Here is a 23864-nt window from a genome sequence, read left to right on the forward strand (position 1 = left end):
ACATTGAGCTGACATGACGTTCGAATCAACTCGGCTTGAACGCTACTTAGACGGCAAAGCCCACGCTTGGCTACACAAATACCGTCACGCTTCAGGACTCACACGATGGGTCGTGGAGTTCACAGTGTTTGTTCTTAAGCAAGCGTGGGCTTGCGTCTTTGGCGCAAGCTTCCTCGTTGTCCTCATTGCGTTTAGACTGTGGTGGCCAGAAAGCGCGATCCTAAGCCGTAACGACGGACTCGTAGTCGCTGCAGTGATCATCCAGATCCTCATGATCAGTCTGAAGCTCGAGACCGGCAAAGAGCTATGGGTCATTATGCTCTTCCACATCGTTGGTACCGGTATGGAAGTGTTCAAAACCGCCGTGGGTTCGTGGAGCTACGGAGACCACGGCGTGATTCGTATAGGGCACGTGCCCCTCTACTCAGGGTTCATGTACGCAGCTATCGGTTCTTACATGGTGCGCGTGTATAAGCTGTTCGACCTGCGGTTTAACCGGTATCCTCCACGCTGGCTCACCGCGGTGATCGCGTTGGCAATCTACGCCAACTTCTTCACCCACCACTACATGTTTGATTTCCGCTGGATACTCACAGCCGCAGTGATCGTCACCTTCGCCCCGTGCGTCATGCTGTTTAAGAATCATCGCAGCCGGCCATATAGACGGTTACCTCTCCTCGTCCCGTTCGTGGGCACCGCTTTTTTCATCTGGTTAGCCGAAAACATTGCCACCTGGGCCGGTGCGTGGATCTACCCAGCTCAACAAGACGGCTGGGAGCTTGTTTCGATCCAGAAACTCATTGCGTGGTTCCTACTCATGATCATTTCTGTGGTGTTAGTAACGTTCGTCTACCCGCCACGCCCCCACCGGCAAGCCTGAACCCCAAGAACGATAGAATTACGCATAACGAAATACACGTGGGTTGGGTGAAGAACGGGGCGTGACAATGAGCAACAACTTCAATCCGCAGAAAGTCGCACACTTCAAGTCAAAGTTTGCAAAACCGAGCAGCAATGCGCAGCCAACACCCCAGGCTCCGCCTGCACCCGCAGCCCCAGCGCAACCGCAGGTGATCCCACCCCAGCCAGCGACTGCCCAGCCCGCGACCGCCTCGGCGGACGGCTCCAAAACGTCCCGCATCCTCATGGGCGTAAGCGCGCTCATCCTGGTCGCAGCACTTGCTGTGGGCGGCACCTACCTGTTTATGCGCAATGACGACGGCACCGTTTCCTCGCAAGGAACCGCGACAGAAGACCAGCCAGCTACCGGCGACGAAGACCAACCTGCAGCGGGCCCAGACCAGGCGAGCCTTGCTGACGACGAAACTGTAGACACAGCGCCAGACGGCGCGGATGACTCGGGCACCTCGGACGACTCGGACTACGCTGGCACCTCGGGCACCTCAAGCGAGGAAAACCTCGATCAGAAGGTTGAAGACGACAAGGTTGTTGTCGAACAGAACCTCATTGGCAAGTGGGTCCCGCAGATCGCGTCAAAGAAGGTAGGCATGGAAGCCGACGGCAAGGTGTGGGACGCAGACGCGATCTATGAAGAGCATCAGGAGCTCGCCAACGAGTACGGTACCTCACAGGTTCTGTTGCTGAAGTCGGAAGACTACGCCTCCTATCGCCAGCCGGGCTACTACGTCACGGTCATCGACTCGTCCTACGACAACCCCGACGACGCGCTCCAGTGGTGCACGTTCCACTCGTTAGACGCCGACCACTGTTACGCCAAACAGATCAACACCACCGGCGGACCGGACGGCACAACGCGCCTACAAAAGTAGGCGCCGGCTTAGGGTGCCGTCCCGGACCCCCGCCGAGGTGGTTCCTAATTTTCCGTGTCCACTCGCGGGACGAACTGATGTGGTTGGGTGGGCACGCTTTCGCCCCGGACGAATGCGCGGTAGGCGGGGTCGTGGGCTTCAAGCACGCGTAGGACGTTCTTGTAGCCGAGCCCTTCGAGTTCCTGGCTTGTCCACCCGCGAGTTTCGAGTTCTGCAAACAAGTCTTGGTACGTACCAACGTGGCCGAGGTCGCTGATTGTTGTGTCTATGCCGTCGAAGTCCGCTCCGATTCCCACGGAGTCGACGCCGGCAAGTTCGCGCACGTGGTCCACGTGGTCGGCGACCTGTTTGAGTGTCACCGCAGGTGCGGGTGTTGACTGGTCGCCTTCTTCCCATTCGTAAAGGTCCTGCGAAATGAACTTGGGAACGAACGGAACCATGACAGTTCCACCGGCGTCACCAATGCGCGTCAACACGTCGTCGGGTACGTTGCGCGGGTGTTCACACAGCGCACGCGCTCCCGAGTGCGTGACCAGAACAGGCATGTCTACCAAATCAAGGGTTTGGCGCATCACGCTGGGTGCGACGTGCGCAAGGTCAGGAATCATCCCGATCCGCTCCATCTCTTTCACAACTTCACACCCAAAGTCGGTGAGCCCGTCATGACGCGCCTCGTCGGTTGCGGAGTCGGCCCATTCGATGGTCTTTGACCATGTGAGAGTCATGTACCGAGCGCCTAAACGCGCATACTGGCGCAACACTGCCAGGGACCCGTCGATCTGGGCACCACCTTCGACACCAATGAGTGAGGCGATCACACCGGCTTTCATCGACGCGCGCACGTCATCTGCAGTCAGCGCCAGCTGGAAATGTTCAGGGTACGAAGCGATAAGCCGGTGAACAAAGTCAATCTGCTCAAGCGTGGCAGTAACCTGCTGCGCACCTTCCAACACAGGGTCGATCCATACCGACCAGAACTGCCCTGCTACCCCACCGGCGCGCAGACGCGGAATATCAGTGTGGAGAACCGGAACTTCGCCGTCCAATCCTTCTGTGCGGTACTGGCGTTCTACACGGCTCTTCCAAGCCAGGTCGTTGTGTCCGTCGATTACGGGGTACATGAATCGCTCCTTTCGTGGCTTCTATCATGTCAGATGAGAGAACACCCGTGACGAAGGCGGCTACGGCGCGCACACCTCAGTTTGTTCGTGCCATACACGCAAAGGAGATTGGTTGTGGACACTGTTCGTTGGAGCATCGACATCAGGGATATCGACGGTCCGGTGTTGCATGAAGAAGGAGCGGATCTTCTGTGCGAAACCGCCAGCATCGGCAAGATCTTCCTTCTCGTAGAGGTCGCACGCCGAATCCTGGACAATGAATTGGACCCTGCGTCCCCCATCGACATTCCGCAGGACCACTTAGTTGAAGAATCTGGGATCCTGTACCGGTTCGTCAACCAGAACATCGCGGTTGCTGACGCGGCTTTGCTCGTGGGTGCGTTCTCAGACAATTTAGCTACCAACGCCCTCATTCACATGTGCGGCTTGAATACTGTGCGTTCCGTTTCCAGCGAACTTGGCTATGAGCACACGGCACTCTTGGATTTCATTCGCGACGAGGAGCGCACTCCTGACCTCCCCTGGGCATCTTCAGCCGGTACAGCCCGGGAGCTTTCGCACGTCATGGAACAGCTGCACCGTGGAGCTGTCGTGTCTCCCGAGGTGAGCGCTCAGGTGTTGTCGTGGCTTGCCTCCGATGCGGACACGTCTATGTTCGCTGACGCGTTCTATCTTGACCCGCTGGCTCACATTCATGAAGACGGGGTGTTGTTGCGGCATAAGACAGGAACCACCGAGGTCGTCCGGGCTGATGTGGGAATCGTCACCGGCCCAAAAGCCACAGTGTCATATGCGGTACTGGCGAATTGGAATGGAATGGATGATCAGCGCGAACCAGTCATGCAGAGAATGCGTGCGCTGGGAGCTCAAGTGCGCGCGTACATTTCGAGCGGTACTACGCATGTAGGCTAAATCCATGAAACCTGTTGTAATCGAGACTGAACGCCTGATCTTGCGCCCGTTGCAACCCGGTGACGCGCAGGCAATTTGCGACATTTGTCAGGACCCACTGATCCAAAAGTGGACCATGGTTCCCTCCCCGTACGTGCTCAACGATGCGCAGACGTTTGTTTCTTTGACCACTCAGTGGTGGGAATCCGACCAGCCCACCTGGATCATGCTTCTCAAAGACGCACACACGGAAAGTGCCACACAAGCGGACGCTGCTACCACCTCGGCGAAGGTTGCCGGCTTGATTTCCTACAACAACCCACTCATCGCCGGAGACCGCGGCGAAGTTGGATACTGGGCAAACCCCGACCACCGTGGCAAGGACTACACCAGCGAAGCACTCAACGCGATCATCGACTGGGGCTTCGAGCTGGGGCTGGGCGCCATCGGTTGGCGCTGCGAAGTCCACGACGGTGTGCCCAACTACGCGAGCGCTCGCGTGGCGCAAAAGTGCGGCTTTGTCTACGACGGCACGATCCGCTTAGAACACACCAACAAAGGCAAGCTCTACGACTCGCGAATCGCAACGCTCACACCACAAGACCCGCGGACCGACACCGGCCCGTGGCCAGACTAAAGCCCACAGACTCTGTCGTTAAGACGCTTTCGACTCCGCAACGATCGACAGCACTTTTTGGTACCCGGTTGGAAGGTTCACACCAGCTACACCGGACGCCTCGGTCATGGGAACCACGTGGATCTGCTGGTTTTTCACCGCAGGAATCTGAGCAACGGCCGGGTTGTTGAGCAGCGAGTCGAACGGGGCCCGTCCCTTGCCCATGAAGTCTTCGAGCAAGATGACGTCCGGTTGAGCTTTAACCAGCTTTTCTGCGTCGATCGGTGACGTGTTCTCAATCCCCAGAGTTTCGGTTGCGTCCTTGGCACCAGCACGGATCGCAAGTCCGGGAAGCATCTGATCCGAGTCCATCACCATAATCTTGTCGCCACGCGCCATGAGAGCAAGCGTGGACGGTTTGTGCTCACCATCCCCACGCTTGTCGTCGATCTCCTTGATCTTTTTCAAAAGCGCATCTGATTCGGATGTTGCCTTGTCTTTTTCGTGGAGAGCTTCGCCGACCCGTTTGAGTGTTACCGCGTACTTCTCTGGGGTGCTGAAGTCGTCTGTGCGCAACTGCAACACCGGCACGTTCGCCTTTTCCAACTGCTGAGCAGCCGATTTTTCGCCCCCGTGACGCGCGGTGGTGAGCACCAGGTCAGGCTTGAACGCCAAAATCTGTTCAGCGTCCGGGTTCACGCCCGGTGGCAAAGTGTTTTCAACCTTCCTAGCTTCCAGCGGCACCATGCCCATCTGCGGGTTCTTCGAACTTGCGCTCACAGCCGCCATGTTGTCAGCACCGGTGAGCAGGAGAGCCATATCAGATACTTCAGAGCTGGTTGCCACAACGCGAGTGGGCTTCTTTTCCGGAACTACGAACTCGCTCGCCCCTGAGTCACCGTTGCCCTCAGCGTTGCCGGCGCCTTCCGACTGACCGTTCGAACATCCCGTCAACGCCAGAACGCCAATCATTCCCACCGCACACGTTCGGACAGCGGACCGGACAACCTTCTTCAGCATCATCTCTCCTTCTAGGCCCCCAACGGGCCAGCTCAAGGATAGTCGCCGCACATGCGTATGCACCTATTCGCATGTGCGCATATACCCGCGCAAGCGTCAGTCCAAGGGTGTGACGGTGAGCGTATCCGTGACCTCGGAGCGACGCACGTCCACCTTGACCCCGTACGCGCTTTCCAAGAAAGCGGGGGTGAGAACGACCTCGGGCGGGCCCTGTGCCACCACCTGCGAACCCGCCGAGGTGGGAGCCAGCAACACGAGTTCGTCGCAGTACCGTGCAGCTTGAGTAATGTCATGGAGGACCGCGATCACGGTCCGGTCACCGCGCGCCCACGGGCGCAGTAACCGCAGCACCCGCTGTTCGTGGCTGAGGTCCAGGGCCGAGGTGGGTTCGTCGAGAACCAGGGTGGGGGCTTCCTGCGCGATCGCGCGAGCCAGTGAGGTGAGTTGGCGTTCTCCTCCACTGGTTTGGTGAACCGGCCGGTCAGCCCAACCCGTGGCTCCCACCTGCTCTAATGCCGCGTCAATGACTTCGACGTCATGCGCAGATTTCACGGAGAATCGCCCTTGACGCACATACCGGCCCATCGCAACGAGCTCACGGCCGGTGAAGTCGTCGGGAGGTGGTGCATCTTGGGCGACGAACGCGATTCGCTGAGCACGTTCCCGGGCACTCAAGTCGGCAACTTCAGCGCCGTCAACGCGCACCGAACCCGTGTACGCGCGAACACCAAGGATCGCGTGAAGAAGCGTGGACTTACCCGCCCCATTGGGCCCAATAATGCCGTGGACGTGGCCTGGCGCAAATGTCGCGGAGACTCCACTCAGCACCGTGCGTTTGCCGTATGAAACCGAAAGGTTTTCCAGCGTGACACCTGTTTTCATCGTGCTCGCACCGCCCGTTGTCATCGCCCCCTCCTCATGACCAGGTACAACAAGAACGGTGCGCCCACGAGTGCTGTCACGGTTCCTGTTTGGAGCACAACAGGGTTAAAAATCATCCGTGCGCACGTGTCGGCAACAACCAGGAACGTTCCTCCTAAAAAGAACGAGGCCGGGAGCAAGAACGTGTGGTCGGAACGGAACATCAAACGCACCAGGTGCGGGACCACCAACCCAACGAACGCAATAATTCCGGTGATCGCAACACCAGCGGCGGTGGTGAGAGCGGCCGCCGCTAAGACCAGCTGAGACACCCGGCGCACTTCGACCCCAGACGACTGAGCGGTGGTCTCCCCCAACGCAAACATGTTGAGTTCGCGCGCAAAGAACAGAACACCGGCGGCACCCACAAACAGCGGAAAGATAGCAACGCCCACATCGCCCATGGTGCGGCCCGTCAGATCACCGTTGAGCCAAAACATCGCCGAACGCGCGTCCTCCGCATTCGTCGCATTCGCAATCACGGCTGAAATCACCGCCCCCAAGAACGCATTCATCGACATGCCGACCAACAACAGCGTTGCGGGTGAACCACCTCGGCGGAACCCAATTGCTTGAACCACGAACGTGGCAACCAACGCGCCCACGAAAGCACCCAGGGGCAGAACCCAGGCGTTCGCAACGCCCGTCACAATGCACAGGACCGCCACAGTAGCCGCGCCACTGGACACCCCGGTGATACCCGGTTCTGCCAACGGATTACGAAACACCGCCTGCATCGCCGCACCGGCAACACTGAGCGAACCACCCACCAAAGCCGCCGTGAGAACACGAGGCAGGCGCACCTCGGTGACCAACAGATCAGCACCTTCTGGCCCCGCACCACCGGGCAGCAACCGACCCAAGGCGCCAAGCACCTCGGGAAGGCTCAACGTCACAGGCCCGACCGCGACAGCAACAAAACTCGTGGCAAGCAACACCGCGGCAAGCACACCGAGCCACACAAACCGGGTCGGCAATGTGGTGGGGCGCAACACGGACGCGCGAGCGCGCTGAGATTCATCAAATGTGGGCATGTCTCCTACAAGAATACGGATACGATAAATGTATGGCGGTAGACCCAGCGGTGTTGCGTGAATTTGCGTCCGAACTAGGAATACGAACTGAGTACTACGGCAGTGACGGTGCTTTCAAAAGCGTGCCGCACGAAACCTTGCAAGCGGTCGTTAAGTCGTTTGGGTATCCGGTTGAGTCGAACCAGGATGTTGACGCGGCCCGCGCCCAACGCACCCTCGCATACTGGCAACGGACCTTGCCGCCCGTCACCGTGACACGAGACGACCGGGAGGACACAATCCCGGTTCATGTCCCCCATGGGACGTCCGTGAACGTGGACGTGCTTTTTGAAGACGGCGGGGGTCAGGCGCTCACGCAGGTTGAGGACAATACGCCGCCTTTTGATACCGGCGCCGAGGTCGTTGGCCAGGCCCGTTTTTTACTTCCGGCAGGGCTGCCGTTGGGGTGGCACACGCTGGTGGCGCACACGGAGAAAGGTGAGGCACACGCGCAGGTGGTGGTGACACCGGCACGGTTGACCACCTCGGACGTGGTGAGCAGACGACGCGGCGTGGGGGTTCACGCGCAACTGTACTCCGTGCGGTCAGAGCGGTCCTGGGGGCTGGGCGATATCGCTGATCTTCGTGACCTGAGCGCGATTTTAGGCGCGCGCTACGGCGCTGACTTTGTGCAGATTAACCCGTTGCACGCCACTGCACCCGCTCCTCCGGTTGAAGCGTCGCCGTATTTGCCGTCATCGCGGCGTTTCTTCGCCGCCCTGTATGTGCGCGTGGAGGACATTCCGGAGTTTGCGCAGGCGCCTGAGCCTGTGCGACAGCGTGTACGCGAATTACACCAGCAATTTGCGTCAGTGAACCGGCTGAACACGTTACTTGATAGGAACCGCGTGTTGACGGCGAAGCTCGAAGCGCTGGAACTGTTGTTTGCGGTTCCGCGCACCCCGGCCCGAAAAGCACTGTTCGACGCGTATCGCAGGGCTGAAGGCGCTGGACTGGCTGAGTTTGCACGGTGGTGCGCCGAAGAGGCAGGGCGACGCCAGCCTGGGGACGCGGTGATGGCCGATCCTGAGTTCCACGCGTGGGTGCAGTGGATCATCGACGAGCAACTTATGCACGCTCAGTCAGCCGCGACGGCTGCGGGTATGCGGATTGGCATCATGCATGACCTCGCTGTTGGAGTCGAACAAAACGGTGCCGATGCGTGGATGCACAGGAACGTTTTAGCCGAGGGTGTGTCGGTGGGCGCTCCTGCTGATCAGTACAACGAGCTTGGGCAGGACTGGTCACAGTCCCCGTGGCACCCCGAACGCATGGTTCAGCACTGTTACCGACCGTGGCGTGACATGTTGCGTACGCTCATGCGCCATGCCGGTGGACTGCGGGTGGACCACATTCTGGGGCTGTTCCGTTTGTGGTGGATTCCACGTGGCAACACCGCGCTGAACGGCGCATATGTGACCTATGATCACGAGGCGCTGGTGGGGATTCTGGCACTGGAGGCGCAAAGGTCCGGCACCGTTGTGGTGGGCGAAGACCTAGGAACCTTTGAACCGTGGATCCAGGACTACTTGCAGGAGCGCGGGATCCTGGGCACGTCGGTACTGTGGTTCGAGCGGGACGGTGGGACACCTCGGGCCCCACAACACTACCGACGCGCGTGCCTGGCAACGGTCAACACGCACGACCTGGCGCCGGTGCGGGGATATGTGGACTGTTCGCATGTCAAGGTGCGTGAACAGTTGGGGTTGCTCACCCGGTCAGCGCACGAGGAGCTTGCGGACGAAAGGCAGGCGATTGATGCGGTTGTCGAGGCTGCCACTGAGGTTGGGTGTTGTGGCCCTGATGGCGCCGGCGACACGGATGATCTAGTTGTGGGGTTGCACAGGTATATTGCGCGGACGCCGGCGGTTCTGGTTGCGGCGGGGCTTGCCGACTGTGTGGGCGAACGGCGCATGCAGAACCAGCCGGGAACAAGCACCGAATACCCGAACTGGAAACTTCCACTGGCAGATTCGAAAGGTCGCGTGGTGTTGGTCGATGATCTAGCTGGGCAGCCTCTGCTTGGCCGAATTATGGATGCGCTTTCCGAATAATTTTTTATACGATGGGCGCGTGACTGACTCATATAGCGTAAACGCGGAATGGTACGCAGCGCTGATTGCGCCTTGGCAAGACGGGATGGACAGCGCGGTTCGGCAGCTTATAGGACCGGTCGACGGTGGTGCTGCTGTAGATATCGCCAGTGGCGTGGGCACGGGGTTGCCACTGTTGCATGAACTGGGTGCGGAGCGACTGTACGCGGTTGAACCGTCTGAAGCGATGCGGGTTGGGCTTATGACAACGGTGGCGCGCGATCCAGAGCTCATGGGTGTCACCACCATTGTTCCGCAAGCGTTTCCGCAGGCGAGCGAGTTGCTGCCGACGGAGTGGTCTGCGGGTGTGATGCTGAATGCGCTTGGGCATCTGGACGATGCTGACCGGGAAACGTTGTGGGCAACGGTTGAGCAGCGACTGGTTCCTGGCGGGCGGTTTGTTCTTTCGCTTCAGCCACCTGAAGCGGTGACGGAGGTTCCGTGGGCCGACTTTGGGTCTGTTCACATTGGCGATCACATACTGCAGACGCGAGGCAAGGCGGAACCGCTGAGTGGCACGCATGTGGAGTGGACCATGGAATGGACGCTCATGGACCAGGACCGTGCCGTAATTGACGCTCGCACAACCACGTACCCGTGGCGGGTGCTCAGTCACGACCAGGTGGTTGACGAAGCGTCCCGTCACGGGCTTGTGGAGGTTCACGGCGAGGCTATTCCCACGTTTGTTGCGTTGGAGAAGCCTGTCTAGACGGTAAGCAACTACTTCGTAAAGAAGTCGTTTGGACCGGTGATGTTTCCGTCCTTGTCGTACAGGTAGAAACCCTTGCCGTCAGCAATACCGCTGAAGCCAGCGTCGATCGCCTCTTGTAGCTTGGCGGCAAAACGCTGTTCGGTTTCGTCTTCAGAGTTACGTGAAATGTTTGCTGCAACGTTGAAGCCGACTACGTCGTACACCTCAAACGGGCCACGTCCAAAGTGGGTTCCGGCCTTCCATGCGTTGTCGATCGCTTCAGGTTCTCCAACCCCGTTGATGTAGAGGGCTGATCCGGCACGCAACCATGGGATCAGCAACGAGTTCAGGAAGTACCCTGGCGTTTCTTTTTCTACGCGAACTGGAACCATTCCTGTTTCTTCAGCAAATGCAACAGCCTTGTCCACGATCGCGGGATCCGTTTTGGGCGTACCCATGACTTCTGCGAGGTTCTGGGACCAGATACGGTTAGCGTAGTGAATTGCGACAAATCGTTCAGGCGCCCCAGTTGAGTCAGCAAAAAGCGAAGGCAAAAGCGACGAGGTGTTGGTGGCAAGCACTGTGCGTGCGTCTGCCAGTTTTCCTACCTTTTCCCATGTTTCGCGTTTCAGATCCAGGTTTTCTGGAACTGCTTCGATGACGATGTCAACGTCGCTCACGACTTCTGCAAGTTCAGTAGTGGTTGAAATTCGCGACAGCGCATCTTCGAACTTTGGTTCACTGAAGTCGCTGAGATCTTCCGAGTAGCCGCGACGCATCCAGTCCCAGCGAGCCGGCAGTTTGTCGAGTGATTCCTGGAACGGGTCAAAGATTGTGACATCTTTTCCGTGGTATGCCGCTTGCATAGCAATTTGGGATCCCAAAACTCCGCTTCCCAAGATTGCTACAGTTTTAAACTCCGTCATTGTGAGCCCCTCCTCATGAGTCGAATGCCTGCGGTTCGAATGCTACTCCTGTCAGGAGACTAGGCAGCGTCGTCGGGAAGCAAAATGTCTGTGAATTCTACTTGGACAAGCGGTCTTTACGACGTAGCTGACCTGCGAGGATGGGAGCAACCAGCGACGTGAGGACAACCAGGATCCAGAAGTCGCCATTGCGCACATCGAAGGTGGCGAGGAATTGCTCGATTGTTGCGCCTTCAAGGAACTTAGGCACGGCGTCGAAGACGTTGGTCAGAACGAACCATCCAATTCCCATAATGACGTAGTCCGCGGGTTTGCAGTCCCGAATCCTGGGGATAAAGATGAAGGCCATCCCTAAAATCACAATCGATAAGATAATCCCACTTACTGGGCGGGCCGCATCTCCGATCGCGCCGACCAGCACTTTTTCGCGAAAGCCACCGTTGAGAATGGCCAGCGGAATAATGCCCAACCAAACGGCAAACGCCTTCAGGAACTTCATGGCTAAATTATCTCAAATGTGCTGTTTAAGCTTTGACGCAGCACCTGGCTGAAACAACCTAGACGATGCTCAACACAAGAATGACGCTGGAAAGTATCAGCATCCCCAAACAGTTGAGCCAGAACGCGATGCCAGTTGCTTTTGCTCGAATGTGAGACGCCACTGCACACAGAAAATAAACGACGACCCCAACATTCGCGGCAAACGCTACGCCAGGTATCCAGATACCTGCAATTAGCCCCGCCGCAGCAAGCACCTTGACCACGAGCAGAACCCACCACCAATCTTCGGGGAGGCGCACACTTTCGAGACAGTCACGAATAAAACGGACCGGCCTGATTGACAGCACGACATCGGCAAGGAGAACAGTAGCCAGAAACGCTGGCAGCAGCCAGAAAGATGGAATCCACAAAATTAGTTTCCTCCCTTGTGATCGCAAATCGCGGCAAACACATGACGGAGCTGCACCAAGTAGCCATGTGCGGAGATTTCAGGAGTGGCTGACCAGATGAATAAGCTTCCGATATACGCTGCGTACAGCGCGTTGGCTCGGCTACGGCTTTCACCCGTTCTCGAGCATCCACAATCAGTCAAAAGCTGTTCGAACACTGAGGTCAACCGATTCGCGAGATCAGTGAAAACTACTGAAGAATGTCGCCCACTGACTATGATCGACGCATACGTCTGCGCAAGGTCACGGTGTTCTTCGAACAGCACAGCGAACGGTTCCACCACAGCAACCGCATCTGCATCACAGCAGGCTCCACCAGTAAAGACCTGTGCATCAACCGTCTCTTGACGTTCCGAAATGAGACCATCAAAAAGTTCCACAAGAAGGGCCTCTTTGTCTCCAAAAGACATAACTGTTCCGACACTCACACCTGCCTCATTCGCAATGTCACGAATGGTCGTCGCTTGGAATCCTCTGCTGTGGAGTAACCGGCTCGCGGCTTCCAGCACAGCGCGACGCGTCTCAAGGCGTGCAACAGTCCGACGACCAGCCACCTTCACCTCCCTGAACATGTTCACTGAACACGTTCATCATACATAAGAAGCATGACCGATCATGACGTGCGAAACGACGCAGTTCACAAAATGACTGTCAGAGAGTAACCACTCGAAGAAGCAACTGCAGCATGCTCGACTAGCCGTTTATCGAGGGCACGAAATCGACAGCTTGTCACGCCTGAACTCTACAATTCGTCAATGTTGAAATCGACAATTCGTCATTAACGGCTTCGTTGTACCGTCATGAAAAACCGCCTCCAACCACGCGCCACAGGGCAGCCACCTGAAGAGGTGGCTGCCCTGTGTCATGCGCGCCTTTGCTAGCGCCTGTTAGCGCACAGCTGAGCTAGTGCCGTCCACGGCGTCGTGTGCTTGTCAGCGCAACACTTCCTACACCAATTCCTGCCAGCGCAAACAGCAACAGAATTGACACTTCGGTTCCCGTGCGTGGAAGAGTGCTTCCTTCATCCCGTGCTTCTTCCGACGAATCTGCAGGCGATTTGTTGCCCGTGTCTTCGCCTTCACCAGCGTCGCTGTCTGGCGATGCTTGGTGGCTACCGGTTTCGTCTTTTTCAGTGCCTTCCGAACTGTCCGAATCCGGAGAGGAAGGTTCCTCAGGGTCAACCGGATTCTCTGACTCTTCACGGTCACCAGGCTTTCCAGGTTCCTCGCCATCCCCAGGCTTCTCCGGCTTCTCGCCTTCCCCCACCTCGGGAGTCTCCGCTTCCTCAGGGTCGCCAGGCTTCTCCGGTTTCTCGCTATCCCCAGGCTCCTCCGGCTTCTCGCCATCCCCTGGTTTCTCCGGTTCCTCGCTGTCCCCCGGCTTCTCTGGCTGTTCCTTTTCGGTTGCCGGCACGGTCACTTCCTGAGTCGCGGTTCGTCCATTCACCGTCACGCTCAGCTTTGCGGTACCAGGACGTAGCGCAGTGATTTGCCCACTGACGGGGTTGAACCGGATGACAGCGTTCTCGTCAGTGGCCTCTTCGGACTGCTCACTGCCGTCAACGATGTGAACACCTTCGCCACCCCACTGCGCGGTCACCGGCCACGCCACTGGAACAGTCCTTCCGTCCTGCACGAACGAAGCAGTGACCTGACTGCTCTCACCCAGCAAAACAGCGCGCGAGGTTTCTAGCGAGATCTCATCCACCCACGGACGAGTTTCTGCCGCCAACCAGTCCACACGGTCTTGCGGGGACGGATTCTTTCCGACCTTGCCCTTTGCCGGATCGATACCAAGCATCGTCCAACCGGTGAAGCCTCCTGTCTCCGGGGTTCCGGCCGGTCTCTTACCGGAGTTCCCGTTAATCAGATAGGTCACGCCCTCCACTGAAGACCCGTGGAACGCACCCACATGCGCGTTGATCACCGCTGCTGACTTGCCTGACTTGCGCTTGAAATCGGCCATGAGTTTCTCAAAAGCACGGGCTTCACGCTCATCTGCCATCTGACTGTTCTTCGTCGGCAGAGGATCGTTAGGCGGGTGGTGGAAGAATACCGTCACGCCAGTCAGCTTCGAATCACGCGCAACTTCGTCCAGTTGCTTCTCCAGCTTTGCTATCTGGTCGATTCCACCACTGCGCAGCGAACCGCCCGCCGTGTTGAGCGTGATCACTCGGGTCCCGTCAACGTCCTGCGAGGAGGTCGCAGATCCGATCTCCTGCTCAAACACCCCAATGTCACTGCCCATGATCTCGTGGTTTCCGGGAACGTAAATGTGCGGAATACTCTTATCCCACTCCTCGTCAATGATCTTCTTGGCAAGCGCAAAGTCTTCCTTGGATCCCTCGTCGACAAAGTCACCGTTGATGATCAGCAGATCGGGCTTTGCTTCACGGATTTCACGCAGTGTGCGACGAGCACCTGCCACCGCCTCGGACTCGGGTTGAGCCGCAATGAACTGAGCGTCGCTCATCACCGCGATCTTCTGCGGGCGACCCTCAACGTCACCGTGTGCGAGTAACGCCGGGTCGTGGATTGCGGGCTCCTTGTCACCCTCCGCCGTGGGCACAGTGGTTACCTGCAGGTTGGATACTGCGATGTCACCTGTGTACTGCGCTTCCGGCCGCGTTTCCATCATGCGAATGCGGTCGACCGTCAGCGGTTGCGCGAGGCCTTCGGGCACAGCGAACCTGACCGTCTGCCACCCTTCCTTCTCGAGGTGGTCGCCGTCAAGGTTCGTAACAGTGCCGTTCGGGTCGGTCACCTGCAGGCGTGGCCAGGTGCCGTTACCATCACTCTTGACGTCCAGGCTGAAACCGATCGCCGTACCGTCAACGGGCTCGATCTTCTTAGCTCCCAAGTAGAAGCCTCGGGTTGCACTCGACGTAGTGAAGTCGTACTTCATGCCAATCGCTGGCTTGCCGTCTTGACCGTCGGCCTTGGCGATCTCACCGGAGGCACGGTCATTAGCAGCTTCAAACGCCGCTAGGTCGGAGAAGTCCCACACGGCTGAGTCTTTTGTGCCGAAGGCAACCGGCACCGAGGTGGTGAGGTCTCCCACGGTGAAGGTGACTTTCCCTGTGGCGGTCTTTCCGGTGGCGCGCACCGTCCAGGTGCCCAGACCGTCGTCTTTGACTTCCACTCCGCCTGTGGTGCTCACCTTGACGTCCGAGGTTTCGATGCGAGCCTGCTGGCCGTCACCATCGAGCCCGTTGAGTGTGATCTTGGCTCGCGTGTCAGTGTTTGGCAGACTGAGTGACTTTTCGGAGGCACGTAGTGCAATTGCTTTGCCCAGCACTCGCAATTTGGCCTCATCACTCATGTTGCCGGCACTGTAGGTGACCTTCCCGGCTCCGCGTTCTTCACCAGTAATACGGGCGGTGTTCTTGTCAGTCGATTCAACCTTCAAAGGCGCGTCTGCGCTGAAAGTCCCATCGACCTCGGCCGGGGCGAGGTTGGAGGACAGTCCGGTGCCCTTAATGGTGCGGGTGAGTCCGGGGAACACTGCGTCTTCACCTTCGAGTCCCAGGCTCAGCTGAACGCCCGAGGTGTCATCCGACTTCGCGGAGGAGTAGAAGACGAGCGCGTTGGGGACTTCTCGCACTTCACCATCGGAAGGGGTGTTCCAGATCTTCTGTCCTTCATCGCCGGCAACGCGGGCGGACATGGCCGACGACCCGCCACCGTCAAGGTTGAGCGCGTTGTGCGCGCCCATGTTTCGCAAAAGTTCGCCAGCTTCGGGCAGCGTCATTCCGCGAGATTCATTCGAACGACCGTCGATCACCATGACGAACAGTCGCGTGCCGTCCTTGCTGATTCCCACGGCTGTGCGCGGGTGTGTGCTCGTTGCGAGGTCGTCCTGCATGTTGGGCACTTTGCCGTTGGTGAGGATTTGGTGCGATCCAGCGATCCCGAGGTCGACGTCCTCAGACGGCCCCACTTCGATCTCGACGTTGTCGCCTTTGGCCAGCTGGGCGATTGTTTCTGCCCCGGCTTCACGGCCGATGAGCACCTGCGTACCGTCGGCAACCCTGCGTTCGCCGAGGCTGTCGACGATGCCTGTGGTTTCCGTGACGGTGCCATCTTTGATGACAGCGGCGGCAATCTGTTCCACCTTTTCGTCTGGCGCGCCCACCGGGCGGTCCAGGGTGTAGTCTCCCCAGGCCGAGGTGTACACACCGATACCATCTGCCTCCAACCTCGGGGTGTTCATTCCGGCGAGGTCGTGCTTGTTGTTCCCGGGCAGTGTCGCTGTCCCGGTGGCTGAAAGCTCTTGGACCGCGGCGCGCCCTTGCGCGATGGTCAGTGACGGTTGGGGTTTCGAGTTCCCGGCGCGCAGGCCCTCGCTGCTGACCGAGGTGAAAATCGGTGCGTCCGAGTAGTTGATGTCGAAGAACGTGCCGTTGACCGCTGCGACGGCTTCTTTGCCGCGGGGGCCTTGGTGCATGACGTCATCCAGTGGGGCGCGCCCCGTGACAGTGCCCGTGTCGCGCAGGTCGGTGGAAAGGGTTGATTCGCCGAGGTCGGCGGTGAGAACGCTGCCTTCGTTCCAACCGGGTTCCTCGAGGCGGGAAAAGGTCGTCAGGTCCAAGCCGGGTGCGACCGGTTTGGTTTCGGAGGTGCGTAGCACGCCACCTTTTGACAGCTGCTCGTCGGTGATCTGGGCGGCAGCTGGGGTGGCCAGCCATTGGTCGAGGGCCGTCAGCCCCGGGGTGAGAAGCGCAAAAACTGTGAGTAACGCGAACAGGCGTGTGCGGAACGAGGCGCGCTGTCGGGGCGGTCTGTGAACGGCTGCGGGGTGCTCGGTAGATGCGGAGTGCATGCTGTCCTATCGGGGATAACGCTGACTATGGTCGCGGAAACCGTAACAACGCGACACTAAGCGCAGATAGCTGTGAAGTGAATCTCACGTGTACCGCGATAAATTGCCTCATACAGAGCCGATAAATTGCCTGATATAGTGCCGATAAGTTGACGGTTATCTCGTGGATAAATCGGCGGTTAGCCTGCTATTGTTCAGATTATGGCCATCGACTACCCAACTGACAACCCCTCCTACCTTCCGCGCTACATCGACCTGGAACTAGATGAGCTGGCGGGCGTCTCTGCCATCGCCATCGACGGACCAAAAGCAGTCGGCAAGTCCGAGACGGCCACAAGGCGAGCAAATCGCACATACTTCCTCGACCGCGACAGTGAAAGGGAACTCCTTCGAGCTGACATGGACGCTCTACTGGTCGCGGATGACACACTGTGCATCGATGAATGGCAACATTTGCCTCAAGTGTGGGATGCAGTGAGGCGGAACGTCGACAAACAGGTGGCCACTCGCTATCTTTTAACCGGAAGTGCCACACCCAAACAGGGCATAGATACACATTCCGGAGCCGGACGCGTGATCAGCCTACGCATGCGTCCACTCGCTCTATCTGAGCGTGCCGACACCTCCCCCACGGTCAGAATCTCAGAGCTCTTCACTGGAACCGCCGCGATCGCCGGCCACACAGACTATTCACTCACCGACTACGCTACAGCGCTCTGTGCTACTGGCCTGCCGGGTGTCTACCGACAGCCAGACCGGCCTCGCCGCCAACTCATTGACGCCTATGTCCAGCGTGTCATCGATCGCGACGTCGCCGATCAGGGGCTGATGGTTCGTAAGCCCGAGTCTTTGCGTGCTTGGTGGGCGGCGTACGCAGCCGCCTCCTCGACCACCACCTCGTATACCAAAATCCTGAACGCAGCTTCTCCAGGTGACTCTGCCAAAATCTCCAAAGATTCGGCTCTTGGCTACCGCGACATCCTCAGCAAACTGTGGTTGTTGGATCCAGTACCGGCCTGGTTCCCCAATCCTTCACCCTTCAAAAAACTCACTGCTGCTCCGAAGCACCAAATTTTTGACCCCGGCATTGCGGCGGCTCTGCTGAGTCTCACGCCGAACATGCTTACTTCCGGCGAGCCCGGTTCATGGGAGATGTTTGGCCAGCTCTTCGAATCGCTGGTCACGCTCACGGTCCGCGCGGCGGGTCAAGCCGCCGAGGCGAAGGTCTCACACCTGCGTACACAAGGCGGAGCTCAAGAGATCGACCTGATTCTCGAACGCTATGACGGAAAAGTCATTGCCTTCGAAGTGAAGCTGAAACCAACGCCTACGGACAAGGACGTACGCCACTTGCATTGGCTGGGTGAACATATCGGTCCGCGTTTGGCAGACAAGGTCGTGGTCACAACGGGTACAGATGCTTACCGGAGGCCAGACGGCGTGGCTGTAGTCCCACTCGCATTGTTGTGTTGAGCACATCGGTTTACAACACGTGGACTGGCATTCGTTCATGCACTCCAAAGAAAACGACTAGCCGGAATTCCCTGGCAATGCAGTGCGGATGCCAAAGAAAACTAGAACTGCTCCGCCCACAGTGTCAATCCGTCGTTTCCAGTCAGCCAGGTTGAACTTCTCGGAAATCTTGCTGAGGCCTGTAGACCAAAGCCCAAGCCAGACGGCCATCACACAGACGTGCACGGTAGCAAGAGTCAGCATTGACGACACTCCCATTAGCTGCGCCGGAACAAATTGCGGCGCCAGTGTTAGATACACGGTGGCGGCTTTCACATTGAGCACGTTTGCCAGATATGCCTGCCCCACCTCGTGGACGACGGGCTTCGAGGAACTGTGTGCATATTCAAGCGATGACGAAACGCTCCTCCGACGCCCACGCCATACAAGAAACACACCGAGACCCACCAAATAGATCGCGCCAACGAACCTAAGAACCTGGTACACCTCCGCTGAGCGCATCACAACCGCCGCAAGTCCGAGACCCGCAAGAAGCCCGTGAGTAATGATTCCTACGGCTGTCCCTACGATGACGGCCCAAGCACCACGCCTATCACCAACCAGGCCACGTGAACTCACCAAAGTGAAACTGGCACCGGGAGTAACGACAAGTGGAGTAACTGCAATACCGAAACCAATGAGCGCAGCAATTGAAAGCATTCAATCAGTATGCCACTGCGTCAAAAACATGGTGGCCTGAATCAGTAATCCGGCGACCTCCCTCCGCGCAGTACCTCAGGAGACCTCAATCAATTTTGTGGTCGCGAGTTGAACTGCAATTTATGACCATCAGGGGCATCGACAGTCGCATAGATTCCCCAAGGCTCGTGATTCACCTGTGACGTAGTGGCGCCACGAGCCCGTAGTTGCTTTACGGTCTCAGCTACATCATCGCAAGCGAAGGTGAGAAATGCGCCTTCTCCAGGTTGCCTACCGAACGCTGACGCTTGGGCGAGAACGATGGATGTCTCTGCACCCCGAGGCTTGATTTCGAGCCATCGCGACGATTCCACCATTGGAGCATCCATGATGACCTCGAATTCAAGTACGTCACGATAAAACTTCAGTGCCTCGTCTTGGTCGCTAACGTACACCACGGCCGACGCAATCCGCTTGATCATGTTACGAATACTAGCAACACAAGTTCTGCAAACGATCACGTGCAGTCCGTCAAGTTAGTGTTAAGAACACCGTCAGCTAGCAAACCTCATCCGAAGTCACTTATTGCGTGAGCCACGTCGTTTCATAACGACCATGGCAATAACGGCCGCAAGGGCTACTATTACACCCAAAATCACCAGCTCAACACCAGCTGAAGATTTTTGAAGCACCCAGCCTTCAATGCGTGCCTGGGTTCCTGCGCCGAGGAAACCAGAAAGTTCAGCCGTACCGCTCGTGAAGAACAAAAGCGCGGCCATCCCGATCATGAGCAGACCGCCCACCAAATTCATCCACGTGGTTGTCACCGGACCAAAAGATACAGCGCGAGGGCGGACAACCTTCTGCACCACGGGCAAACGCTTCCACAGCACCGAGAGCAACACCAGGGGAAAAGCCATACCGGCGGCAAAAAACACCAAGATCAGGCCGCCCCACAAAGCAGATGCGCTTGCCGCGGCGACAGTAAGCACGGCCCCCAAGATGGGCCCGGCGCATACACCCGCAAGCCCGTAGACCGCACCCAGCAGGTAGACCGAGGTGGCTGACCGCCCCGCGCTCTGAACACCGGAAGCCATGAAGGGAAGATTGACATTGAGGGCGGTGAGAACCCCCATAACGCAGATGATGACTGCAGCAACTGCGACCACAACCTCCCGGTTCCCGGCAACGAAGGCACCAACCGATCCTGCCAGAATTCCTAGAGGAACGAGTGTCGTTACCAGCCCCAGATAGAAGATGAAGGTCCGGCCCAAGAGTTCTTTTGGCGATGTGAAGGCATATGAGAAGAACGCAGGTAGGAGCATGGCAGAACAGGGGCTTAAAAGCGTAAGCACTCCCCCGGCGAATGCCCCCAGAAGCCCTAAGCTCATCTAGCGTCAGCCTTAGTCAGCTGTTCGTCTATAAACTTCGAGAAGTTTTCAACCGGCTGAGCACCCCGCATAGCGCTTTCGCCGTCAGACGCCGCGAAGAACGGAACAGCCTGGATTCCGTAGTACTGTTGCGCTTTTGCCGTTGAGCCATTGACTGCGTCAATGAGTGTTTGATCGTTCATGTCTTTGCGGAACTGATCAATGTCACCCACACCCGCTTCTTCGGCGAACTTCACAAGGGTCTTCTCAGGAAGGTCGGGGTGCCCCTTTTCTGGTGCTGCCGCGTACAGAGCATCGGCGTACTCGTGATACTTGCCCTGTTTCCCCGCAGCCTCCATTGCCGCACCGGCGGCAGCGGACTGTTCGCCAAAGAACGCCACGGTGACGAATTCGAAGCGTACTTTGCCGGTGTCAACATATTTCTTCTTTAACTCCGGAAGGATGTCGTTATGGAAGTGAGCACAGAACGGGCAGCGAGGATCAGTCCACTCTGTGATGACAACCGGAGCGTTTACATCACCAATGGCCGCGGAGTCCTTTGTATCTCGGCGAACCCATTCGCCTTCGTGACCGGACGATGACCCGTCGTTTGCGTTCTCATTCGAGGATGATGAACTCCCCTGAGCTGCCCCGTCACTGGAAGGGTTGGTATTTCCCGAGGTGAACTGGGCAACTCCCACCATCGCAAGAAATGCAACAACAGCGACAATTGCGACAACAATATACGCGGTGCGCTTACGCCCCTGTTTGGCTGTGCGCGATGAACCGTCGACCATAATTCACACCCTAACGCTCCAGAACACAAAAATCTCGGGACATCGAGTGAACGTTGACTCGAGGCTACTTTGACCCATCATTCAAGAGTCGACTTCACCTCGGTTGAATTGGTTGATGCTGATGGTCCATACCTTCTAGGGGCGGTCGTCGTAGCAGGGCCACATCAGCATGATCGCACCCATGAGGTGTGCTACCCTGAACGAGAGGCGCGCAATTGATGAGACCTCGGTCCCACTCCGGGACCACAGGCAGATGCCAACTTATCGCCGGCGATCCGCCACCCAAATGGACGAGGAAAAAACATGACCACCCTTCGCGGACCATTTGAGGTCACCACTGACAGTGAGCCCCCTTTCTATGAGCAGCACGGGGTCATAATCAACCACAATGTGGTGCGTAAAACCTTCACCGGTGCGGTCACCGGTACCTCCGAAGCGCATATGATCGCAGCGCGTACCCCGGATCCCGGTTCGGCTGGTTATGTCGCGATCGAACACTTCACCGGCACCGTTGATGGCAAGGAAGGCACCTTCGTCCTGCAACACCATGGAATCGTCGCTCATGGGGAACCAGAGTTGTCCGTGGTTATCGTTCCTGGGACGGGTACTGGTGAGTTGACCGGGATCAGTGGCACCTTGACCATCGACAACGTAGACGGTGACCACACCTATACGTTTGACTACAAACTCGCATGACTCGCTGGCTTGTCATGCCGCGTGGCATCAACGTAGGCAACAACAACCGGGTACCGATGGCTGAACTGCGTTCCGCGCTCACTGACGCGGGGTTCGAGGCTGTCGTCACGATTGGTCAAAGTGGCAACATTATCGCCACTCGGTCAGGGAGTGAGGATCAAGTAATCATTGAGGTGCAGTCGGTAATGGCTGATGCCTTTGGAGTTACGGTCCCCATGGTGGTGCGGCAGGCCGATGAAGTTCGCGAGGTCTTGGCGAGCAATCCTTTAGCAGACGTTGCTACCGACTATTCCAAGTACTTGGCTATCTTCCTGTCTGCAACGCCCGCTATGGCGGAAGTTGCGGCCCTAGAGTCAGAAGATGTCAGTCCTGAAGTAGTACGGCTCATCGGGCGCACCGCGTTCGTGTGGACCCCTGGTGGCGTCAAGGCGATGAAGGTCTCACACACTGCCTTGGAGAAGCGCTTCGGGGGGACGGCGACCGCTCGAAATTGGAACACGCTCATGAAAATCGCTACCAAGCTCTAACCGCAACCCAAGGGGAATCAGCGGATTGCCCCGGGCACGATGGCACCGCCTGACAAGTTTCTCGCTTCCCACTGTCTAACGCGAGACCGACGCGCTTCTCAGGCGAGCGAGTTGTGCATCATCTTCTGCGACTATCTACGACATGCACCGCAGTGTCATGCACCAGCGGTGCCGATGGTAACGAGGATGAAGCCGAGCAATTGAAGTGATCCGCGGGTCAGCTGGAAGACATCCCAGCGACGTCGCATAGCAATAAACCCTTCGGGGGCGACCTCCTGATCGATACGGCCAGTGCGCAGATTGATTGGAACATTGCCGACAATCGTGACCACGAGAGCAAGAGCCAGACTGATAGCGGCAGCGAACAGCCATACCGAGGGAGTCGCAAAGGCGAGGATGATTGCGATGATTGGGGCGAGCGTCATGCCGATCGGCATGATCCTTCCATACGTTCTCAACAGACCCTTTTCGAAAACGAGCTGATCGTCTGGACCAAGTTTGCGAACGACCGGATGCACTAGTGCGACTGAGCCGAACTCGGCAGATCCGACAAATCCGATGACAAGTATGGCAACGATCTCTATCCAGTTCATTATGGTGTCCTCTCGATCGTGGCGCCAGTGACATGCCATAGCACTCGATACTCATCACGATGACCTGCGCCTTGATCATTACCTAGAAATAGGTACCTCCACTATCCACTAATGGATAGTAGTAGTATCTGCTGAGTAGTGCAATCACGATCACAGGAGGACCCTCATGACCGACATGCGGATGGCGGATCTGGCTCGACGCTCACGACTTACTGTGGCCACGATCAAGTACTACATCCGCGAGGGGCTACTTCAGCCCGGGCGACGCACGGGAGTGAATCAAGCCGTTTACGATGAATCGCACCTCGAACGGCTCCACCTCATTCGTGCACTAGCAAAAGTCGCTGGTCTTCCTTTGAATAAGATTCGTGAGGTCGTGCAGGCCGTCAGCAACGAGTCGTCCATGCTCGAAGCAATGGCCGTCACACAGGACGCTCTCGTCGGTGATGTAGAGACCAGGGACACCGATACTGAAGCAGCGGAGCTACTGGCGCAAGTTGTCGAAACGCGCGGATGGCGGTGTCAACCCAACTCACCCGCACACGTGGTAGCCGTGCGAGCAATAGCCGAACTTAATGCTGAAGAACTCACCATGTTCACAGACCGCATCGATGACTACGCGCTAGCAGCAGATAACATTGGTCATACCGACGTCCAAACAGTCAGCACCGCGGAGAGCCTGGATGCCACTATCCGCGGTGTCGTCCTCGGAAGCGCACTCCGACGCCCTCTTCTCGACGCTCTCGTTCTTCTAGCTCAGCAACACTACGCAAACGTTCTTGCTGACGAGTGATAGGCCCAGACAGGTGCTCCTCGG

General features: G+C 57.7%; 24 protein-coding genes. 10 read left to right on the top strand and 14 right to left on the bottom strand.

Annotation, left to right across the window (positions count from 1 at the left end; translation table 11 throughout):
- Positions 1-13: 13 nt before the first annotated feature.
- Entirely contained in the window at positions 14-880 is an 867-nt protein-coding gene (locus JOE56_RS00720) for a DUF817 domain-containing protein (protein WP_204514393.1), read from the top strand.
- A 67-nt stretch (positions 881-947) separates the two neighbouring features.
- Positions 948-1790, top strand: a complete 843-nt coding sequence (locus tag JOE56_RS00725; RefSeq protein WP_204514394.1) for a flagellar basal body-associated FliL family protein — start codon at positions 948-950, stop codon at positions 1788-1790.
- Between the two features lie 44 nt (positions 1791-1834).
- Here the strand turns inward: JOE56_RS00725 and JOE56_RS00730 are convergent, their stop codons facing one another.
- Complete coding sequence (locus tag JOE56_RS00730) at positions 1835-2911, bottom strand: dipeptidase (protein ID WP_204514395.1); 1077 nt, start codon at positions 2909-2911, stop codon at positions 1835-1837.
- A gap of 114 nt (positions 2912-3025) precedes the next feature.
- Here JOE56_RS00730 and JOE56_RS00735 point away from each other — a divergent pair, with 114 nt between their 5' ends.
- Both JOE56_RS00735 and JOE56_RS00740 read left to right on the top strand, forming a co-directional pair.
- The gene (locus JOE56_RS00735; protein WP_204514396.1) at positions 3026-3823 is read left to right on the top strand and encodes a serine hydrolase; all 798 of its coding nucleotides are present in this window, start codon (positions 3026-3028) and stop codon (positions 3821-3823) included.
- A gap of 4 nt (positions 3824-3827) precedes the next feature.
- Positions 3828-4439 carry a GNAT family N-acetyltransferase gene (locus tag JOE56_RS00740; protein ID WP_204514397.1) on the top strand — a complete coding sequence of 204 codons (612 nt, stop codon included), beginning with the start codon at positions 3828-3830 and terminating at the stop codon, positions 4437-4439.
- 18 nt (positions 4440-4457) lie between these two features.
- Here JOE56_RS00740 and JOE56_RS00745 read toward each other — a convergent pair whose 3' ends face one another.
- From JOE56_RS00745 to JOE56_RS00755, 3 genes are all read right to left on the bottom strand, one after another.
- Entirely contained in the window at positions 4458-5438 is a 981-nt protein-coding gene (locus JOE56_RS00745; RefSeq protein ID WP_204514398.1) for an ABC transporter substrate-binding protein, read from the bottom strand.
- Positions 5439-5534: 96 nt separating this feature from the next.
- The gene (locus JOE56_RS00750; RefSeq protein WP_204514399.1) at positions 5535-6344 is read right to left on the bottom strand and encodes an ABC transporter ATP-binding protein; all 810 of its coding nucleotides are present in this window, start codon (positions 6342-6344) and stop codon (positions 5535-5537) included.
- Entirely contained in the window at positions 6341-7393 is a 1053-nt protein-coding gene (locus tag JOE56_RS00755) for a FecCD family ABC transporter permease (protein WP_239530309.1), read from the bottom strand. The genes JOE56_RS00750 and JOE56_RS00755 overlap by 4 nt, the downstream gene beginning before the upstream one ends.
- Positions 7394-7425: 32 nt before the next feature.
- On the opposite strand from JOE56_RS00755, the gene malQ reads away from it, so the two are divergent.
- Both malQ and JOE56_RS00765 read left to right on the top strand, forming a co-directional pair.
- Positions 7426-9486, top strand: a complete 2061-nt coding sequence (malQ, locus tag JOE56_RS00760; protein ID WP_204514400.1) for a 4-alpha-glucanotransferase — start codon at positions 7426-7428, stop codon at positions 9484-9486.
- A 19-nt stretch (positions 9487-9505) separates the two neighbouring features.
- On the top strand, positions 9506-10234 hold the full coding sequence (locus JOE56_RS00765) for a class I SAM-dependent methyltransferase (protein WP_338028588.1): 729 nt from the start codon (positions 9506-9508) through the stop codon (positions 10232-10234).
- Between the two features lie 11 nt (positions 10235-10245).
- Here JOE56_RS00765 and JOE56_RS00770 read toward each other — a convergent pair whose 3' ends face one another.
- The 5 genes from JOE56_RS00770 to JOE56_RS00790 all read right to left on the bottom strand — a co-directional run bounded on the left by JOE56_RS00770 (position 10246) and on the right by JOE56_RS00790 (position 16913).
- Positions 10246-11142, bottom strand: coding sequence for a 3-hydroxyacyl-CoA dehydrogenase (locus JOE56_RS00770; RefSeq protein WP_204514402.1), 897 nt, complete (start codon positions 11140-11142; stop codon positions 10246-10248).
- 97 nt (positions 11143-11239) lie between these two features.
- Complete coding sequence (locus JOE56_RS00775; RefSeq protein WP_204514403.1) at positions 11240-11641, bottom strand: hypothetical protein; 402 nt, start codon at positions 11639-11641, stop codon at positions 11240-11242.
- A gap of 58 nt (positions 11642-11699) precedes the next feature.
- A complete protein-coding gene (locus tag JOE56_RS00780; protein ID WP_239530310.1) occupies positions 11700-12053 on the bottom strand; it encodes a DoxX family protein in 354 nt (117 codons plus the stop codon).
- Positions 12054-12055: 2 nt separating this feature from the next.
- Positions 12056-12664 (bottom strand): TetR/AcrR family transcriptional regulator, encoded by a 609-nt coding sequence (locus JOE56_RS00785; protein ID WP_239530457.1) that lies wholly within the window; start codon positions 12662-12664, stop codon positions 12056-12058.
- A 331-nt stretch (positions 12665-12995) separates the two neighbouring features.
- The gene (locus tag JOE56_RS00790) at positions 12996-16913 is read right to left on the bottom strand and encodes a phosphodiester glycosidase family protein (RefSeq protein ID WP_204514405.1); all 3918 of its coding nucleotides are present in this window, start codon (positions 16911-16913) and stop codon (positions 12996-12998) included.
- Between the two features lie 201 nt (positions 16914-17114).
- Here JOE56_RS00790 and JOE56_RS00795 point away from each other — a divergent pair, with 201 nt between their 5' ends.
- Positions 17115-18386 (top strand): ATP-binding protein, encoded by a 1272-nt coding sequence (locus JOE56_RS00795; RefSeq protein ID WP_204514406.1) that lies wholly within the window; start codon positions 17115-17117, stop codon positions 18384-18386.
- Between the two features lie 57 nt (positions 18387-18443).
- Here the strand turns inward: JOE56_RS00795 and JOE56_RS00800 are convergent, their stop codons facing one another.
- The 4 genes from JOE56_RS00800 to JOE56_RS00815 form a co-directional block, all read right to left on the bottom strand.
- Positions 18444-19085 carry a LysE family translocator gene (locus JOE56_RS00800; protein ID WP_204514407.1) on the bottom strand — a complete coding sequence of 214 codons (642 nt, stop codon included), beginning with the start codon at positions 19083-19085 and terminating at the stop codon, positions 18444-18446.
- An 89-nt stretch (positions 19086-19174) separates the two neighbouring features.
- On the bottom strand, positions 19175-19546 hold the full coding sequence (locus JOE56_RS00805; protein ID WP_204514408.1) for a VOC family protein: 372 nt from the start codon (positions 19544-19546) through the stop codon (positions 19175-19177).
- Positions 19547-19642: 96 nt separating this feature from the next.
- Positions 19643-20455 (bottom strand): cytochrome c biogenesis CcdA family protein, encoded by an 813-nt coding sequence (locus JOE56_RS00810; protein ID WP_204514409.1) that lies wholly within the window; start codon positions 20453-20455, stop codon positions 19643-19645.
- Positions 20452-21231 carry a DsbA family protein gene (locus JOE56_RS00815; RefSeq protein ID WP_204514410.1) on the bottom strand — a complete coding sequence of 260 codons (780 nt, stop codon included), beginning with the start codon at positions 21229-21231 and terminating at the stop codon, positions 20452-20454. The genes JOE56_RS00810 and JOE56_RS00815 overlap by 4 nt, the downstream gene beginning before the upstream one ends.
- 303 nt (positions 21232-21534) lie before the next feature.
- Between JOE56_RS00815 and JOE56_RS00820 the strand changes: the two genes are divergently transcribed.
- Entirely contained in the window at positions 21535-21927 is a 393-nt protein-coding gene (locus tag JOE56_RS00820; RefSeq protein WP_204514411.1) for a DUF3224 domain-containing protein, read from the top strand.
- Positions 21924-22454 (top strand): DUF1697 domain-containing protein, encoded by a 531-nt coding sequence (locus tag JOE56_RS00825; protein WP_074296847.1) that lies wholly within the window; start codon positions 21924-21926, stop codon positions 22452-22454. Before JOE56_RS00820 ends, JOE56_RS00825 begins: the two co-directional genes overlap by 4 nt.
- Positions 22455-22609: 155 nt before the next feature.
- Here the strand turns inward: JOE56_RS00825 and JOE56_RS00830 are convergent, their stop codons facing one another.
- A complete protein-coding gene (locus JOE56_RS00830) occupies positions 22610-23047 on the bottom strand; it encodes an anthrone oxygenase family protein (protein WP_204514412.1) in 438 nt (145 codons plus the stop codon).
- 166 nt (positions 23048-23213) lie between these two features.
- Between JOE56_RS00830 and JOE56_RS00835 the strand changes: the two genes are divergently transcribed.
- Entirely contained in the window at positions 23214-23840 is a 627-nt protein-coding gene (locus JOE56_RS00835; RefSeq protein ID WP_204514413.1) for a MerR family transcriptional regulator, read from the top strand.
- Positions 23841-23864: the final 24 nt, after the last annotated feature.

It is taken from the genome of Brevibacterium paucivorans (assembly GCF_016907735.1).
Lineage (GTDB): Bacteria > Actinomycetota > Actinomycetes > Actinomycetales > Brevibacteriaceae > Brevibacterium > Brevibacterium paucivorans.

What these genes read in the sequence shown, in the direction of transcription:
- JOE56_RS00770 (WP_204514402.1), bottom strand. Translation starts at nt 11,142, where the DNA reads ATGACGGAGTTTAAAACTGTAGCAATCTTGGGAAGCGGAGTTTTGGGA.
- JOE56_RS00800 (WP_204514407.1), bottom strand. Translation starts at nt 19,085, where the DNA reads ATGCTTTCAATTGCTGCGCTCATTGGTTTCGGTATTGCAGTTACTCCA.
- JOE56_RS00835 (WP_204514413.1), top strand. Translation starts at nt 23,214, where the DNA reads ATGACCGACATGCGGATGGCGGATCTGGCTCGACGCTCACGACTTACT.
- JOE56_RS00775 (WP_204514403.1), bottom strand. Translation starts at nt 11,641, where the DNA reads ATGAAGTTCCTGAAGGCGTTTGCCGTTTGGTTGGGCATTATTCCGCTG.
- JOE56_RS00785 (WP_239530457.1), bottom strand. Translation starts at nt 12,664, where the DNA reads ATGTTCAGGGAGGTGAAGGTGGCTGGTCGTCGGACTGTTGCACGCCTT.
- JOE56_RS00820 (WP_204514411.1), top strand. Translation starts at nt 21,535, where the DNA reads ATGACCACCCTTCGCGGACCATTTGAGGTCACCACTGACAGTGAGCCC.
- JOE56_RS00755 (WP_239530309.1), bottom strand. Translation starts at nt 7,393, where the DNA reads ATGCCCACATTTGATGAATCTCAGCGCGCTCGCGCGTCCGTGTTGCGC.
- JOE56_RS00825 (WP_074296847.1), top strand. Translation starts at nt 21,924, where the DNA reads ATGACTCGCTGGCTTGTCATGCCGCGTGGCATCAACGTAGGCAACAAC.
- JOE56_RS00730 (WP_204514395.1), bottom strand. Translation starts at nt 2,911, where the DNA reads ATGTACCCCGTAATCGACGGACACAACGACCTGGCTTGGAAGAGCCGT.
- JOE56_RS00805 (WP_204514408.1), bottom strand. Translation starts at nt 19,546, where the DNA reads ATGATCAAGCGGATTGCGTCGGCCGTGGTGTACGTTAGCGACCAAGAC.
- JOE56_RS00795 (WP_204514406.1), top strand. Translation starts at nt 17,115, where the DNA reads ATGGCCATCGACTACCCAACTGACAACCCCTCCTACCTTCCGCGCTAC.
- JOE56_RS00810 (WP_204514409.1), bottom strand. Translation starts at nt 20,455, where the DNA reads ATGAGCTTAGGGCTTCTGGGGGCATTCGCCGGGGGAGTGCTTACGCTT.
- JOE56_RS00750 (WP_204514399.1), bottom strand. Translation starts at nt 6,344, where the DNA reads ATGACAACGGGCGGTGCGAGCACGATGAAAACAGGTGTCACGCTGGAA.
- JOE56_RS00745 (WP_204514398.1), bottom strand. Translation starts at nt 5,438, where the DNA reads ATGCTGAAGAAGGTTGTCCGGTCCGCTGTCCGAACGTGTGCGGTGGGA.
- JOE56_RS00830 (WP_204514412.1), bottom strand. Translation starts at nt 23,047, where the DNA reads ATGAACTGGATAGAGATCGTTGCCATACTTGTCATCGGATTTGTCGGA.
- JOE56_RS00720 (WP_204514393.1), top strand. Translation starts at nt 14, where the DNA reads ATGACGTTCGAATCAACTCGGCTTGAACGCTACTTAGACGGCAAAGCC.
- JOE56_RS00740 (WP_204514397.1), top strand. Translation starts at nt 3,828, where the DNA reads ATGAAACCTGTTGTAATCGAGACTGAACGCCTGATCTTGCGCCCGTTG.
- JOE56_RS00815 (WP_204514410.1), bottom strand. Translation starts at nt 21,231, where the DNA reads ATGGTCGACGGTTCATCGCGCACAGCCAAACAGGGGCGTAAGCGCACC.
- malQ (WP_204514400.1), top strand. Translation starts at nt 7,426, where the DNA reads ATGGCGGTAGACCCAGCGGTGTTGCGTGAATTTGCGTCCGAACTAGGA.
- JOE56_RS00725 (WP_204514394.1), top strand. Translation starts at nt 948, where the DNA reads ATGAGCAACAACTTCAATCCGCAGAAAGTCGCACACTTCAAGTCAAAG.
- JOE56_RS00790 (WP_204514405.1), bottom strand. Translation starts at nt 16,913, where the DNA reads ATGCACTCCGCATCTACCGAGCACCCCGCAGCCGTTCACAGACCGCCC.